Here is a 14,611-nt window from a genome sequence, read left to right as displayed (position 1 = left end):
ACTCAGGCCATGAACACCGCAATGAAGGCCAGCATGAAGATCAGGATGGCACCCATGGTCGGCAGCAGCAAAGGCATGTAGTGCACCACCGAATCCAGGATGTCTTCGGCCTGCTCATCTGCATAGGCGCGCAGTTCCGGATCTGAATAGTCCAGTGGGTGGTCGGCCAGCGCGTCGTCGGGGGAAGGTTGTCTGTGGTCCATGGAAGCTCCTGCCAAAGGTTCATCGGGTTGCGACGGACCGCTGCATAGCGCAGCCCACAGCACTCAAGGCTTGCAGCCTGCGGGATTGGAGGAAACACGTCAATCAAAAGTTTCGTGTGGGCGTCATTTGAAGATGCCCACGGTGTGGCACGCGGCCGCAGCGGCATATGCCCGGACCACATAAGAAAACAAGAACAAAGTCGTTGGTGCCGCAGAGGCCGGCATCCAGAATTCTTCGGATCCTGCGTCCATCTGAAGCATTCATGAACAACACCTTGCGCGTGGCCCTGGCCAGCGCCTCGCCCATGGCCCCCCTGCCTCGTCGTGCCACGCGCCGCGTGCTGCCGGGCTTCAACATCACACTGGGCTTCACGGTTTTTTACCTGAGCCTGATCGTGCTGATCCCGCTCTCGGCGCTGATCTTCAAGACCTTCACGCTGACCTGGCCGCAGTTCTGGGAAGCGGTCACCGCGCCGCGCGTGGTGGCCTCGTACCGGCTGACCTTCGGCGCCTCGTTCACAGCAGCCTGCGTCAACGCGGTGTTTGGTCTGCTGGTGGCCTGGGTGCTGGTGCGCTACAGCTTTCCCGGCAAGAAGATCGTCGACGCGCTGGTGGACCTGCCTTTCGCGCTGCCCACCGCCGTGGCCGGCATTTCGCTCACCGCCATCCTGGCCGGCAATGGCTGGATCGGCCAGTACACCGAGCCGCTGGGCCTGCAGCTCGCGTTCAACCCCAACGGCGTGGTGATCGCGCTCATCTTCATCGGCCTGCCGTTCGTGGTGCGCACGGTGCAGCCGGTGCTCGAAGACACCGAGAAAGAACTGGAAGAAGCCGCCACCTGCCTGGGCGCCACACGGTGGCAGACCTTCAGCCGGGTGATCTTTCCCTGCATCGCCCCAGCCCTGCTCACCGGCTTTGCCATGGCGTTTGCGCGGGCGGTGGGTGAATACGGCTCGGTGATTTTCATCGCCGGCAACATGCCCATGATTTCCGAGATCACACCCCTCATCATCATCAGCAAACTCGAGCAGTACGACTACGCCGGCGCCACCGCCGTGGCCACGGTGATGCTCGTCATTTCATTCATCCTGTTGCTGCTCATCAACGGTCTGCAAACCTGGCAACGCAAACGTTCCGGTGGGGTGATGGCATGAGCGCTGCACGCACAGAAGCACCCTGGGTGCGCCGCACGCTGATCGGCGTGGCGCTGGTCTTCATGTTCCTCTTCCTGGTGCTGCCACTCGCAGCGGTGTTCACCGAAGCCCTTCGCAAGGGCTGGGACGCCTACTGGGAAGCACTGCAGGAGCCCGACGCGTGGTCGGCCATCCGGCTGACGCTGATGACGGCGGCCATTGCGGTGCCGCTGAACCTGGTGTTCGGCGTGGCCGCGGCCTGGTGCATCGCCAAGTACGAGTTCCGTGGCAAGTCCTTCCTCACCACGCTGATCGACCTGCCGTTCTCGGTGTCACCGGTGGTGGCGGGCCTGATCTACGTGCTGGTGTTCGGCGCGCAGGGCTGGTTCGGTCCCTGGCTGATGGCGCACGACATCAAGATCGTCTTCGCCGTGCCCGGCATCATCCTGGCCACGGTCTTCGTCACCTTCCCGTTCATTGCGCGCGAACTCATCCCGCTGATGCAGGCGCAAGGCAACGACGAAGAGCAGGCCGCGCAGGTGCTGGGCGCCAGCGGCTGGCAGACCTTCTGGTACGTGACCCTGCCCAACATCAAGTGGGGCCTGATCTACGGCGTGATCCTGTGCAATGCGCGGGCCATGGGCGAGTTCGGCGCGGTCTCGGTGGTCTCGGGCCACATCCGCGGCCAGACCAACACCATGCCGCTGCACGTGGAGGTGCTCTACAACGAGTACCAGTCGGTGGCCGCATTTGCGGTGGCCTCGCTGCTGGCGCTGCTGGCCCTGGTCACGCTGGTGATCAAGTCGGCGGCCGAGTGGCGCATGGAAGCCGAGATGACAGCACTGGCCGAGCTGCCACCCGAGCGGCCTTCGGCGCCAGTGCCTTTTCTGGCCCCCTCTCCCCAGAGGGGCGAGGGAGTAAGAGAAAGACACCTATGAGCATTGAAATCCGCAACATCAACAAACACTTCGGCAGCTTCCAGGCGCTGAACAACGTCAACCTCGACATCCGCTCGGGCGAGCTGCTCGCCCTACTCGGCCCCTCGGGCTGCGGCAAGACCACGCTGCTGCGCATCATTGCCGGGCTGGAGACGCCGGACACCGGCAACATCTTCTTCAGCGGCGAGGACACCACCGACGTGCATGTGCGCGAGCGCAACGTGGGTTTTGTGTTCCAGCACTACGCGCTGTTCCGCCACATGACCGTGCTGGAAAACGTGGCCTTCGGCCTGCGCGTGAAGCCGCGCGGCGAACGCCCGAGCGACGCGCAGATCCAAAGCAAGGTGCACGACCTGCTCAAGCTGGTGCAGCTCGACTGGCTGGCCGACCGTTACCCCTCGCAGCTCTCGGGCGGACAGCGCCAGCGCATTGCGCTCGCGCGGGCGCTCGCGGTGGAGCCCAAGGTGCTGCTGCTGGACGAACCCTTCGGCGCGCTCGACGCCAAGGTGCGCAAGGAACTGCGCCGCTGGTTGCGCCGCCTGCACGACGAACTGCACGTGACCAGCGTGTTCGTCACGCACGACCAGGAGGAAGCCCTCGAAGTGGCCGACCGTGTCGTGCTCATGAACCAGGGCCATGTGGAACAGGTGGGCGCACCGCAAGAGGTGTGGGACCGCCCGGCCAGCCCGTTCGTGTACGGCTTCCTGGGTGATGTGAACCTGTTTCATGGCCGCGCTCACGAAGGCCAGATGCACCTGGAGGGTGTGTCGTTCGCTTCGCCCGAACACGCCGGTGCGCAGGACGCACAGGCCTTTGCCTATGTGCGTCCGCACGAGCTCGACGTGCTGCCCTATGCGGCCGGCCTGAACGGCATGGTGGTCAAGCTCGACCGCGCGGTGGTGGTGGGACCGATCGCCCGCCTGGAACTCCTGCCGGTGGCATCACCCACCAACGGCGACCCGCCCAAGCTGATCGAAGCCCACCTCTCGGCCGACCGCTTCAAGGAGCTCGGCATCCGGGAAGGCGACACCGTGGTGGTGGCGCCGCGCAAGGCGCGAGTGTTCCTGCAGCCTCAGGTGGAAGCCTGAGCCGTCGGCCAACCGTCGGACCGGCTGCACCCCACGGCAGCACCACCCGATGGCGCCGCCGGATGTGCGTGTGCTGCCGGCTTGACCTGCAACGCCGCGTCGTTGGTCAGACGGGTGTACGCGTCGCGGATCACGCCGTGGCATTCGCAGCTGTGGGCTTCCAGGCCGGCGCGGTCGATCACCGACATCTGGCCACGGCCATAACGGATCACGCCGGCCTTCTGCAGGCGCAAGGCTCCACCGGTCACACCCTCGCGGCGCACGCCCAGCATGCTGGCGATGCGCTCCTGCGTGATGTGCAGCTCGTCGTCGGCCTGGCGATCCAGGTGCACCAGCAGCCAGCGCGCGAGTTGCTGGTCGAGCGAGTGATGGCGGTTGCAGGCCGAGGTCTGCGACATGTGCAGGAACAGCGTTCGCGTGTAGTTCAGCAGGTGGTGCATCACCTGCTCCGAGCGTTTGGCCTGGTGGGCGATGGACTGCGCGCTCATGCGGTAGCCATGTCCGCCCCGGCTCACCAGGGCGGTGTTCTGCGCCATCACCGTGCCACTGGCGGTGGTGCCGTTGTTGGCGTTGCTGCTGCCCATGAAGGCGTCCACACCCACCATGCCTTCGTTGCCCACCGCGGCCACCTCCACGGTGGCGCCGTCCAGCATGGTGGAGACCAGCGAGACCACGGCCGTGGTGGGAAAGTAAACGTGGCGCAGACTGCTGCCGGCCTCGAACAGGGTGCTGTGGGCGGGCATCTCGACCCACTCCAGATGGGATTCGATGTAGCGCCAGTCGTCAAACGGCATGGCCGCGAGCAACTGGTTCTGCTCGCGGTGGGAAATGGCTGTGTGTGTCAATGCAGTGCGCCTCGTGTTTGTTCTCTGGGCGCAATGTAGGTTGACGCATATGGGTTTTCCATGTCGAAAGACACATGCGGCCACCGCTTTACACAACTTGTCAATCGGTTACATCCCAGGGTGATCTGCCTCACCAACGCCATCAGACCAGGGGGCGCTGCGGCGGATGACCGTCACCATACAAATCGGCCAGCCTGGCCAAGGCCTTCACATCCCGCAGGTACAGGCGGCCGTCCTTGATCTCGTGCAAGCCGCGCTTCTCCAACTTGCGCAGCGTCTTGTTGGTGTGCACCAGCGACAGTCCCAGGGCGTCGGCGATGTGCTGCTGCGTGAGCGGCCACACCACGCCACCCTTGCCTTTGTCGTCCTGCAGCGCGGCGGCGCGCTTGAACAGCAGGATCAGCGTGCTGGCGATGCGCTCCTCGGCGCTGCGCCGCCCCACCGACAGCAAGGTGTCGTCCACCAGCGATTCCTCGTGCGCGGTGAGCCAGGTCACGTTGAAGCCCATGGTGGGCGAGCGGCGGTGAATTTCCCACAGCGCGTCGCGCTGGAACAGGCAGAAGCTGGCCGAGGTGAGCGTGTCCACGCCGTGGGCGGCTGCATCGCCCATCTTCTGTTGCACACCGATGAAGTCGCCCGCGAGCAGGAAGGTCAGGATCTGCCTCCGTCCGTCGCTCAAGGTCTTGTAGCGGAAGGCCCAGCCTTGCAGCAAGGTGTAGAGCGGTGAGTCGGTCTGGCCCTCGTGGATCAGGGTCTCGCCGGCTTCCACGCGCAAGGAGCGGCGCTTGAGCGACTGAACCAGCTCCAGTTCTTCGGGGGTGTGGTCAACGAACAGCGCCAGGGGCCGCAGGGGGCACTCGGTGCAGGGCATGGCGGCAGGAGGTGCCTTGTCGGGCCATTCAGCAGCGTCTTGGGGGTGGACGTTGGTTGTCATTGTTGTTCTTGTCCGGGTAGACCACCAGGTCGACGTGCAGAGCGGGTCGATGCACGTTGTTGAGTTGGTCGTGAGTCTATTTGCAGAGCGGTGCCCCACAGGAGTCTGTTCGTTTTCACACACATGCCCGAAGGGTTATCGCATGCAGCAGTGTTCGAGAACGCACAGACCTGCGCGCGACGGGGCCTTACGGTGAGAGGGCCAGCTTCATCGCATCCCCCATGCCGCCATCAGGATTTCAGAAAGCACCCATGACCACGCCCGTCCCCCGAGGCCGCAAATCCCGTCGGGTCGAGCCGCGCCGTCCGGTGGCCAATGCCATCACGCAGCTGCTGGTCGACCACAACGAACTGCAGCAAATGTTCGCTGCCTTCGAGAACACACGCTCGGTGAACAACAAGCGTTTCCTGGTGCAGCGCATCTGCAGCACGGTGGTGGTGCATGCGCAGCTCAAGGAAGAGATCTTCTACCCGGCGGTGGAGTCGGTGCTGCCGCAGGCCACCCCGGAACACGCGGCCATGAAAGCCATGGTCGCCCACATCCAGAGTCTGGAACCGGTGGCCGAGCATGTGGACGGCCCGATCCAGGTGCTGGCCCAGACGGTGAACGAGCATGTGTCGGACCTGCACACCAGCCTGTTTCCGCGTGTGAAGGCCTCGGACATCGATCTGGAAGAACTCGGCCACCGCATGGCCCGGCGCAAGGCCGAGTTGATCGCCGAACTGCCCTGAGGCGAACAGCCCGGTCAGTGCGACAGCTGCGAGGCTGCCGGGCGACTCCGGTGCGTCTCCCGCTCTTCAAGACGCCGAGCCTCGACCCGCTCGAACATCTCCAGCATCCAGGCCATGCGCTGGTTGAACGGGCGCGTGGACACGCCGCTGGAAAACGCGGCGTCCTCCAGCGTCTGGCACTGATCCACCAGGTAGGCAATGGCGGCCAGCGGCGGCACAGCTGCGGCCGAACGCCCCACCCAACCCGATTGCACCGAGGCACACGCCAACAGCACCAGCTTGCGCGAGGCCGGCACCACCGCACGGCGCGCGCACGGGTCCAGACCGTCGCGGCGCAGCTGCTGGCCGATCTCGGCGTAGATCAAACGCGCGGCCAGGATGGCCGAACGGCAGTCGCGCGGCAACTGCGCAATGCCGGCAGCGGCCTGTTCGTACAGCCGGTCGGCTTCATCGAGCAGTCGGGACACCACGCCCTGCAGTGCCGGGGTTCCCACAGGTTGCAGCAGCCAGGCCTCGGTGTCGATGCCGGCCTGCGCCATCCACTGGCGCGGCAGGTACAAGCGACCGTTGCGCGCGTCTTCGCCCACGTCGCGCGCGATGTTGGTGAGCTGCATGGCCACGCCGAGTTCACACGCCCGCGCCAGCGCCTGCGGGCTGCGCACGCCCATGATCCAGCACATCATGGCGCCCACACTGCCGGCCACACGCGCGCCGTAGTCGTGCACCTGCTCCAGCGTGTCGTAGCGCCGGCCCTGCGCGTCCCAGGCGAAGCCGTCGAGCAAGGCGTCGAGCAGCGGGCGCGGCAATTCGTGGCGCTGCACCACCACCGACAGCGCCCGGTCTTCCACGCAGTCCTGCGGGTCACCGGCATAGATGAGGTCCAGCCGGTGCGAGAGCACGCGCATGGCTTCATCAATGCCCATCTCGCCGCTGTCCACCATGTCGTCGGCCACGCGGCAGAAGGCGTAGAGCGCGATCGACGAGGCGCGCACACGAACCGGCAGCAGGCGGCTGGCAGCAAAGAAGGTCCTGGAGCCGGTGCGCATGAGCGCCACGCAGGCGTCCAGGTCGACCGAGGCGCGCGGCGCCGATGTGTCAGCGTGTGGCATGTGAGCGGCCATGGGCTTGGTGCCACGTATCTGCAGAAGGAACCACCGAGTCCAGCGCCTTGGCCGACATCAGCACACCCGGCACACCCGCGCCGGGGTGGGTGCTGGCACCCACCATGAAGAGGCCATCCACGTCTTCGCTTCGGTTGTGCGGGCGGAACCACGCGCTTTGCAGCAGCAGCGGCTCCAGGCCAAAGGCCGCTCCCTTGAAGGACAGCAGGCGGTCGTGAAAATCCTGCGGCGTGGTGAGCAGCGAAGCGGTGACGTGCTGCTCGAAGCCCGGCAGCACGGTGCGGTCCAGCACCTCGGCGATGGCCTGGCGGAACGATTCGGCCTGCCGTGACCAGTCGGTGCCGCTGTCCAGGTGCGGCACCGGGGCCAGTGCATAAAACGTGTCGTGCCCGGCGGGCGCCATGGACGCGTCGCTTGCCGTGGGTCGGTGCAGGTAGAGGCTGAAGTCCTTGGCCAGCTTGTGGCGGCTGAAGATGTCTTTCAGCAGCTCCTTGTAGCGCGGGCCGAGCAGCATCATGTGGTGCGGAACGTCTGTGTACTGTCGGCTGGTGCCGAAGTACCAGACGAAGAGGCTCATGGAGTAGCGCCCGTTCTCCACCTTGCGGTCGGTCCAGTGGCGTCGGTGTCTGGCCTCGATCAGGTTGCGGTAGGTCCAGGCGGTGTCGGCGTTCGACACCACGATGTCGGCGCTGATGCGCTCACCACTGGCCAGCGTCACGCCGGTGACCACGCCCTGGTCCACCTCGATGCGTTTCACTTCGGCGTTGCAGCGCAACACACCGCCCTGCCCCTCCAGCAAACTCACCAGCCCTTGCACGAGCTTGCCTGTGCCGCCCACGGCCCAGTGCACACCGTACTTGCGCTCCAGGGCGTTGATGAGGCTGTAGATGCAGGTCACCGAAAACGGGTTGCCACCGATCAGCAGGCTCTGCAGGCTCATGGCCATGCGCAGCTTGGGGTGCTTGAGGTGCGCCGCCACCATGGCGTGCAGGCTGCGCCAGCCGCGCATCTTGAAGATGGCCGGGCTGGCCTTGATCAGGTCGCCCACGGTGTCGAATGCCTTGTCACCCAGCGCCTCGAAGCCCAGGCGGTAACAGTGGTCGGCCTCGGCCATGAAGCGCTCGTAGCCCGCAGCGTCGCCGGGGCTGATGCGGCGAACTTCGGCGCGCATCTTGTCAGGGTCGCCGCTGTAGTTGAACTCGTCGCCGTCGTCGAAGCGGATGCGGTAGAACGGATCGAGGGCCCGCAGCTCGATGTCGTCGGACAGCTTGCGCCCGGCCAGCGCCCACAGTTCTTCGAACAAAAACGGCACGGTGATGATGGTCGGACCGGCGTCGAACGTGTGTCCGTTCTGGCGGTGCACATAGGCGCGGCCACCGGGCGCGTCGAGCTTCTCCAGCACGGTCACGCGCCAGCCTTTGGCGGCCAGGCGCACGGCCGAGGCCAGGCCACCAAAGCCGCTGCCGACGATGACCGCGTGGGGAGCGTCGGAGGACCGGGTGTTCATGGCGCGGGACGAAGGCGGCAGGTCCCACAGGTCTTCGGGCGTGCGAAAGGCGTTCATGCTTTTTCCGGTTTGATCACCGGGCTGCGCGACATGGCCCAGCCCCAGAGTTTCTGCATGGGCGTGGGAAACGCCATGATCACGTGTTCCACGATGGCCAGGCCCAGCAAGGCCGCCAGCAGGACCCAGCCGGTGGTCACCGTTGCCGTGCCGCTGGACACCTGCCACACCATCCAGGCCCACAGGGCGCACGAGAGGCCCACCGTGAGGTAATAGAACAGCGTGAGCGGCCCGCGCTTGAAGTAGCTCGCCAGGTACAACAGGTGGCTGGGCAGGTACTGCTCGCCGGTCTCGGGAACCCCCAGAAACAGGTTCATCTTGGCCGAGAAGCGCATGCACCAGAGCAAGGCAAAGGTGCAGATCGCCACATGCCCGGCCTGGCTCTGCTGCATCCACAGCAACACGCCGAAGTTCGCCAGCAAGGCCAGCTCGTGCCAGATGACCGCCCGCACCGACTGCGTGAAACGCGTCCAGCCGCGGGCCCCGGCTTGCAGCGGCACGCGGCGCGGGCCGGTGAGCCAGCCGGTGAGAAAGGCCATCTCGTGCCAGCTCCACATCACGATCACGCTGGCAAATGCGAGGTAGGCGCTGCCCACGGTGTGGTCCTGCATGCTGAGCTGGGTGGTCCACAGGCTGCCGAGCAGCAGCAGGCTCAAGACACCCAGCGTCCAGGGGAAGGTGGTGGGCGCCCTGCGCACCAGCCACAGGATGGCACCCGTGCCGAACCACCAGCACAGCAACGCAAACAGCGCTGGCGCTGCCACGGAGCTGGAGAGATCGGTCATGGGTGGCAGCCGGTCTGATTCACCAGACCGGTTCCATGCGAATGGTCTGCGGCAGCTCCTGCTTTTTCACCGGCAGCAAATAAAGATGGCCGAAGGTGAACGCGGCCTGCACGGCGCAGCTGGCCGCCTGCAGCTTGCCCCGCAGCCCGCCGCGCTGTTTGGCGCGATCGGCCACCAGCGAGATCTTGAGCAGGCGCTCCAGGCCGCTGCGGAAGGCCGGGTGGTCGATGTCGACCTCCACCGGGAACACCTGGCGGCAGATGTCGTTGGTGATGCGGAACACTTCAAAGTCGTAGCTGCTGGACTCCAGGCCCATGGCCTCGTGCAGCAGCGGACGCGTGTGGTCGCGCACGTACATGGTGGCGTACACCGCGAGGATGAAAAACCGGATCCAGAGCTTGTTGGCGCCGCGCAGCAGCCCGGGCTGCGAGCGCATGATCAGCGCGAAGGATTCGCCGTGGCGAAACTCGTCGTTGCACCAGCGTTCGAACCAGCGAAAGATGGGGTGGAAACGCTTGTCGGGGTGGCGTTCGAGCTGGCGGAAGATGGTGATGTAGCGCGCGTAGCCGATCTTCTCGCTCAGGTAGGTGGCGTAGAAGATGTACTTGGGCTTGAAGTAGGTGTAGGCCTTGTTGCGCTTCAAGCTGCCCAGGTCGATGCCGAGGTTGAAGTCCTTGAGCGACTGGTTGATGAAGCCGGCATGGCGCGATTCGTCGCGCGCCATGTAGGTCATCAGCTGTTTGATGTCGGGGTTGCTGACGTTCTTGCGGATCTCGTTGTAGAGGATGCAACCCGAGAATTCCGAGGTGAGCGAACTGATGAGGAAGTCCAGAAACTCCTGGCGCATCTCTGGCGAGAGTTGCGGCATCAGGGTGCGCACTTCTTCGGCAAACGCGGCGTCGCGCTGGAAGTGATCGTGGTTGTTGTCGCCCTCGTACTCCTTCATCATCACGTCCCAGTCGGCTCGCACGCTGGAGATGTCGAGCGCATCCATGGCCTTGAAGTCGGTGGTGTAGAAGCGCGGCGCGAGCACGGTGCTCTTCACCGCCTTGGCGTTGGCGTCTTCGGCACTCTCCACCGTGTCCATCAACAGGGCAACGTGATCGATCTCGGGACTGGCGGTCTGGGTGTTCATCGTTGTCTCCTGGTGTTGTTGGGCTTCAAGAAGCGGGCCTGGCCCACTGCAGCTGCGAGAACACCGCAGAGTTGGTGGGGCCGAAAGACTCCAGGCTCAGGCGCTGGCCGGTGGCGGTGTCCAGCAGCGTGATGCGGCCGTCCACATGGCCGGTCAGCTGGAACGGCAGGTCGGGGCTCATGCCGCTGCGCTTGCGCTCGCGGTTGAGCGCGCGCAGGCTGCCACGCAGAAAGCCCTGCTCACCCTGGAAGCGCGCCACTTCCTGCTTCGTGCCCGCATCCAGCACCGCGATGTCGCCGTTGGACTGGCCCACGAAGGACAGCTGGCGCTCCCACTGCACCGCCTCGTGGGCCTCGGGTGGGGCCGCGCCATACACCTTCATCTGCAGCGTCACGCCGGCCAGCACCACCAGCAGAAAGATGCCCAGTGCCCAGATCGGCCAGGGGGTGTCGGTGCCCAGGGGAGAGGGGTGGTGCGTGTTCATGGGGGCTCTCCGGAAATCGGTCAGGCGGTGGCGGCAGCAATCTCGCGCTCGCGGGGCTGGCGCACAGGCGCAGGCGTCTGCTCCTGGGTGCCCAGAACGGCCAGCGTGTCGGTGTTCTGCGCGGTCCAGGCCTGCAGCACCAGCTCACCGAGCTGGCGGGCATCGGGCACGCAGCGCAGGCTGGGCTGCGGCTGCTTGAGCAGCCAGGGCCGTGCGTGGGGCCAGAGGTTCAGATACGCAATGCGGTCATCACCGGTGAGCGTGAGCGCGATGTCCCCGTGGCCCCTGGCTTGCGGGCGGATGGCGGCGGCGGCCAGCTTGCGCAGCGGCAGGTTGAAGGTGAGCGTGAGCACGATGCCGATGCGCATGAGGATGCGGCGGTCGGTCAGCGTGTAGACGGTGGTGCGCGCGGAGAACCAGGCCGTGAGTGCGAGCAGGCCCAGCGCCACCGTGGCCAGCACGGCGCTGGTGAGCAGCGGCATCAGCACCGAGCCGCCAGGCTCGCCCAGCAGATAGAGCCACTGCAGGCACAACATGCCCGCGAAATAGATGGCCAGCTTGCGCACGTGGAAAGCGTGGATGGCCAGGGTGCGCCAGTCGGGGCTGCCCTGCCAGAGCAGGCGTTCGCCCTGCGGCAGCGGCTCGGGCAGGCCGGGCGCGGCTTCGAATTCGTGTTCGTGGTGCGCGTTCACAGCATCGGCTCCATGCGCTGGGGCGTGGCGTAGAGCAGACCGGCGCCGTAGTACGCCATGATCTTTTCCTCTTCCAGCAGCGTCACCTGCTCGGGGTTGCGGGTCTTGGGCACGTTGGTGAACTGCTCCGCCAGGATCGCATGCACGCTCACGCCGTCCTTGCGGATGCGCGAGAAGTTCACCGGCAGCAGCACCGAGCCACCGCTCTTGAGATCGACCTCGATGTAGCGGAACATCATTTCGGACTTGTCGACCCACATGTCGCGCACCACACCGGCGATTTCCTTGTCGGCGCCATACACCGGCAGGCCGCGCGGATCGGTGTCCTGGCGGGCCACACCGTGGCCGGCGGCAGCGCGCAGCGGCACGATCTTGGCTTCACCTTCGAGCGTCATGTCGGGATGGTCGGCGCGCGCCGCCCAGGCACCCGGGCCCACGCCGGCCAGCAGCGGATCGCCCACCGGATCGAGCGGCGAGCCGGCCCAGCGGTGCGTCGGCGTGGCCGAGTAGGCGCCGTCGGCGCGGTTCGGGTCGGGTGCGAAGAAGGTGCGGCCGTCTTCGAGTTCGTAGCTCTTGGGCTGGGCGGTCGGCCAGCCCGGCGTCACGGGGCCGTTTTCACGGCCGGGGTCCATCGGGTAGCCCTCGCGGTGGCTCTCACGCTGGAGGTAGTAGATCAATCCGAAGAAGAAAATCCAGAACGCGTAGAGCACGAGTTGTGCAACGTCGACGTACTGGGTGATTGCGCCTGTATCCATGGTGGTTCTCCTTCAATGAGGGCTGGCTCGGTGACTCGCTCGGTGACTCTGGTTCAACGCTGTTTCAACCCGGCAATTCGGCCAGGCCAATCGGATGGGGGTTGGGCTCGGCGGCCGCTTTGGAGCGGCGCACCAGGGGGCCCAGCGCGATGAGCACCGCGAAGAGCAGATAGATTTCGAGGTGGAACACGAAGCTGTAGCCCGTGACCGGAGAATTGAGCGCTTCGCCCAGCCAGCCATGGGTGGCCAGGCTGCCCACCACGTCGCGCAGCACACCGCCGAAGGCCATGGACAAACCGGCCGCCGTGGCCTGCACCGCCCCCCAGGCGCCCAGCACCAGGCCGGTGAGTTCGCGCTCGGGCAGGTCCATGGCGGTGAGCAACATGCTCACCGAGAACAGGCCGCCCGAGAAACCGATGAGCGCTGCGCCCACCTGGAACAACAAGGCCGAGTTCAGTGGCGCCGAGAAGATCACGCAGGCAAACGCCGGCAGGCCGAGCAAGGCACCGATGGCCGCCAGGCGGATGGTGTCCAGCCCGCGCGCCATGAAGCGCGCCGACAGCACAAAGGCCAGCAAGGCACCGCCGGCGCTCATGGCGGTGAGCGAACTCGTGAGGCTCACGTTGAGGCCGAGCACCTGGCCGCCGTAGGGCTCCAGGATGATGTCCTGCATGTTGAAAGCCACGGTGCCCAGACCCACGGTCCAAAGAAACCGTTTGATCCTGGGGATCGCCATCAGGCGGGCCCAGCTGCGCGAAAAACCATGGGCCTCGCGCGCTCCGCGGCGGGCCTGGCGCGGCTCCTGTTTCCACAGCGAGGTGATGTTGAGAAAGGCCACCAGCACCGCAGCGCCCTGCACCACCTGCACCAGGCGGGTGGGCGTGAAATCGATCAGCACAAGACCCAGCAGCGCGCTGCCCAGGATCATGCCGACCAGCAGCGTGCTGTAGAGCAAGGCCACCACGCGCGGGCGCTTGTCTTCGGGAGACAGATCGCTGGCCAGCGCCATGCCGGCGGTCTGCGTGATCTGCATGCCCGCGCCCACCAGCAGAAAAGCGAGTGCCGCGCCGATGCGCCCGGCCCACACGCCGGCATCGTTCACGGTCAGCAGCAACAGCGCAAACGGCATGATGGCCAGCCCGCCGAACATGAGCAGCGTGCCGATCCACATGTAGGGCATGCGCTTCAAGCCCAGCGCAGACGGATGCGTGTCGCTGCGGTAGCCGATGAGTGCGCGCAGCGGTGCAAACACCAGCGGCAGCGCCACCGAGAGCGCCACCCACCAGGCGGGCACGGCCAGCTCCACGATCATCACGCGGTTGAGCGTGCCCACCAGCAGCGCGATGGTGATGCCGATGGAGAGCTGGAACATGGACAGGCGCAGCAGGCGCCCCAGCGGCAGGTCGCTGGAGGCCGCGTCCGCGAACGGTGCGTACCGCCGGGTGATGTTCATCGCCCAGGCGGGGGAGAGCATCCGGTTCAGGTTCACCGCGTCCACTCCCAGGCTTGTGAGGTGTAGAAGCCGCCCGAGACACGTTGGGTGCGGCCCTCGGTCCAGCCGCTGCCGCCCAGGCCCTGCAACAGCAATGCGCGCAGGCGGGCCTGCGAGACCGGGGTGAGCGCGGGCGAGCGGTCGCTGCGGGGGAAGAAGCGGCCCATGGCGTGGGCCACGCTCAGCAGCGGGCTGCTGGGCGCAATGGTGAAGAGCACGCTGCCGCGCGTGCGCCCGGCCAGTCGCTGAATGGCGTTGGCAATGTCGGGCGTGTCGTAGTGGATCACCGAGTCCATGGCCACCACGTGGTCGAACTCACCCAGCGCGTCGTCGAGCATGTCGCCCGAGAGGTAGGTGATGCTGCCGCCGCGCCCGTTGGGTGTGAGGGTGGCGTTGCGTTCGCGGCCCAGCTGCACCAGCGTGGGCGAGAGGTCGATGGCCACCACCTCGGCACCGCGCTGCATGGCCTCCAGCGCCAGCGCACCGGTGCCGCAACCGGCGTCGAGCAGGCGCAGGCCGCGCATGTCCTGCGGCAACCAGCCCAGCAGCGTGTTGCGCATCTCGTCGCGCCCGGCGCGCACCGAGGCGCGGATGCGGCCCACCGGTGCGTTGGAAGTCAGGCGCTCCCAGGCTTTCGCTGCGGTGCGATCGAAATAGTTTTCGATCTCCGAGCGGCGCTCGATGTAGTTGGCGTTGGAGGTCTTCATCGCA

At 66.0% G+C, this 14,611-nt stretch carries 16 protein-coding genes; 4 read left to right on the top strand and 12 right to left on the bottom strand.

Annotated elements, in window-relative coordinates; translation table 11 throughout:
• Positions 1 to 2 precede the first annotated feature (2 nt).
• Positions 3 to 203 carry a hypothetical protein gene (locus BSY239_RS06455; protein ID WP_069046118.1) on the bottom strand — a complete coding sequence of 67 codons (201 nt, stop codon included), beginning with the start codon at positions 201 to 203 and terminating at the stop codon, positions 3 to 5.
• 263 nt (positions 204 to 466) lie between these two features.
• On the opposite strand from BSY239_RS06455, the gene cysT reads away from it, so the two are divergent.
• The 3 genes from cysT to BSY239_RS06440 are packed head-to-tail and all read left to right on the top strand — an operon-like array spanning position 467 to position 3,362.
• Entirely contained in the window at positions 467 to 1,357 is an 891-nt protein-coding gene (gene cysT, locus BSY239_RS06450; protein ID WP_069046117.1) for a sulfate ABC transporter permease subunit CysT, read from the top strand.
• Positions 1,354 to 2,274 carry a sulfate ABC transporter permease subunit CysW gene (gene cysW / locus BSY239_RS06445; protein WP_069046116.1) on the top strand — a complete coding sequence of 307 codons (921 nt, stop codon included), beginning with the start codon at positions 1,354 to 1,356 and terminating at the stop codon, positions 2,272 to 2,274. The genes cysT and cysW overlap by 4 nt, the downstream gene beginning before the upstream one ends.
• Positions 2,271 to 3,362 (top strand): sulfate/molybdate ABC transporter ATP-binding protein, encoded by a 1,092-nt coding sequence (locus tag BSY239_RS06440; RefSeq protein WP_069046115.1) that lies wholly within the window; start codon positions 2,271 to 2,273, stop codon positions 3,360 to 3,362. Before cysW ends, BSY239_RS06440 begins: the two co-directional genes overlap by 4 nt.
• Here BSY239_RS06440 and BSY239_RS06435 read toward each other — a convergent pair.
• Positions 3,347 to 4,207, bottom strand: a complete 861-nt coding sequence (locus BSY239_RS06435; protein ID WP_069046114.1) for a Crp/Fnr family transcriptional regulator — start codon at positions 4,205 to 4,207, stop codon at positions 3,347 to 3,349. The genes BSY239_RS06440 and BSY239_RS06435 overlap by 16 nt on opposite strands.
• A gap of 142 nt (positions 4,208 to 4,349) precedes the next feature.
• Positions 4,350 to 5,141, bottom strand: coding sequence for a Crp/Fnr family transcriptional regulator (locus BSY239_RS06430; RefSeq protein WP_069046113.1), 792 nt, complete (start codon positions 5,139 to 5,141; stop codon positions 4,350 to 4,352).
• 251 nt (positions 5,142 to 5,392) lie between these two features.
• Between BSY239_RS06430 and BSY239_RS06425 the strand changes: the two genes are divergently transcribed.
• Positions 5,393 to 5,872 (top strand): hypothetical protein, encoded by a 480-nt coding sequence (locus BSY239_RS06425; protein ID WP_069046112.1) that lies wholly within the window; start codon positions 5,393 to 5,395, stop codon positions 5,870 to 5,872.
• Between the two features lie 14 nt (positions 5,873 to 5,886).
• On the opposite strand, the gene BSY239_RS06420 is transcribed toward BSY239_RS06425, so the two are convergent.
• From BSY239_RS06420 to bchM, 9 genes are all read right to left on the bottom strand, one after another.
• Positions 5,887 to 6,981 (bottom strand): phytoene/squalene synthase family protein, encoded by a 1,095-nt coding sequence (locus BSY239_RS06420; protein ID WP_069048829.1) that lies wholly within the window; start codon positions 6,979 to 6,981, stop codon positions 5,887 to 5,889.
• Positions 6,968 to 8,557 (bottom strand): phytoene desaturase, encoded by a 1,590-nt coding sequence (locus tag BSY239_RS06415; protein WP_236944146.1) that lies wholly within the window; start codon positions 8,555 to 8,557, stop codon positions 6,968 to 6,970. Before BSY239_RS06415 ends, BSY239_RS06420 begins: the two co-directional genes overlap by 14 nt.
• Positions 8,554 to 9,342, bottom strand: a complete 789-nt coding sequence (puhE, locus tag BSY239_RS06410; RefSeq protein WP_069046111.1) for a putative photosynthetic complex assembly protein PuhE — start codon at positions 9,340 to 9,342, stop codon at positions 8,554 to 8,556. The genes BSY239_RS06415 and puhE overlap by 4 nt, the downstream gene beginning before the upstream one ends.
• A 19-nt stretch (positions 9,343 to 9,361) precedes the next feature.
• A complete protein-coding gene (gene acsF, locus BSY239_RS06405) occupies positions 9,362 to 10,477 on the bottom strand; it encodes a magnesium-protoporphyrin IX monomethyl ester (oxidative) cyclase (RefSeq protein WP_236944145.1) in 1,116 nt (371 codons plus the stop codon).
• Between the two features lie 25 nt (positions 10,478 to 10,502).
• Positions 10,503 to 10,961, bottom strand: coding sequence for a photosynthetic complex assembly protein PuhC (gene puhC, locus BSY239_RS06400; RefSeq protein ID WP_069046110.1), 459 nt, complete (start codon positions 10,959 to 10,961; stop codon positions 10,503 to 10,505).
• 20 nt (positions 10,962 to 10,981) lie between these two features.
• Positions 10,982 to 11,653 (bottom strand): photosynthetic complex putative assembly protein PuhB, encoded by a 672-nt coding sequence (puhB, locus tag BSY239_RS06395; RefSeq protein ID WP_069046109.1) that lies wholly within the window; start codon positions 11,651 to 11,653, stop codon positions 10,982 to 10,984.
• On the bottom strand, positions 11,650 to 12,408 hold the full coding sequence (gene puhA, locus BSY239_RS06390; protein ID WP_069046108.1) for a photosynthetic reaction center subunit H: 759 nt from the start codon (positions 12,406 to 12,408) through the stop codon (positions 11,650 to 11,652). The genes puhB and puhA overlap by 4 nt, the downstream gene beginning before the upstream one ends.
• A gap of 64 nt (positions 12,409 to 12,472) precedes the next feature.
• Positions 12,473 to 13,897, bottom strand: a complete 1,425-nt coding sequence (locus tag BSY239_RS06385) for a BCD family MFS transporter (protein WP_236944144.1) — start codon at positions 13,895 to 13,897, stop codon at positions 12,473 to 12,475.
• Positions 13,894 to 14,607 carry a magnesium protoporphyrin IX methyltransferase gene (gene bchM / locus BSY239_RS06380; protein ID WP_069046107.1) on the bottom strand — a complete coding sequence of 238 codons (714 nt, stop codon included), beginning with the start codon at positions 14,605 to 14,607 and terminating at the stop codon, positions 13,894 to 13,896. Before bchM ends, BSY239_RS06385 begins: the two co-directional genes overlap by 4 nt.
• Between the last annotated feature and the right edge of the window lie 4 nt (positions 14,608 to 14,611).

Origin of the sequence: Hydrogenophaga sp. RAC07, assembly GCF_001713375.1 — a bacterium.
GTDB lineage: Bacteria > Pseudomonadota > Gammaproteobacteria > Burkholderiales > Burkholderiaceae_C > Hydrogenophaga.
The sequence above is the reverse complement of the archived record's forward strand: the minus strand, read 5'-3'. Positions and strand labels throughout refer to the sequence as shown.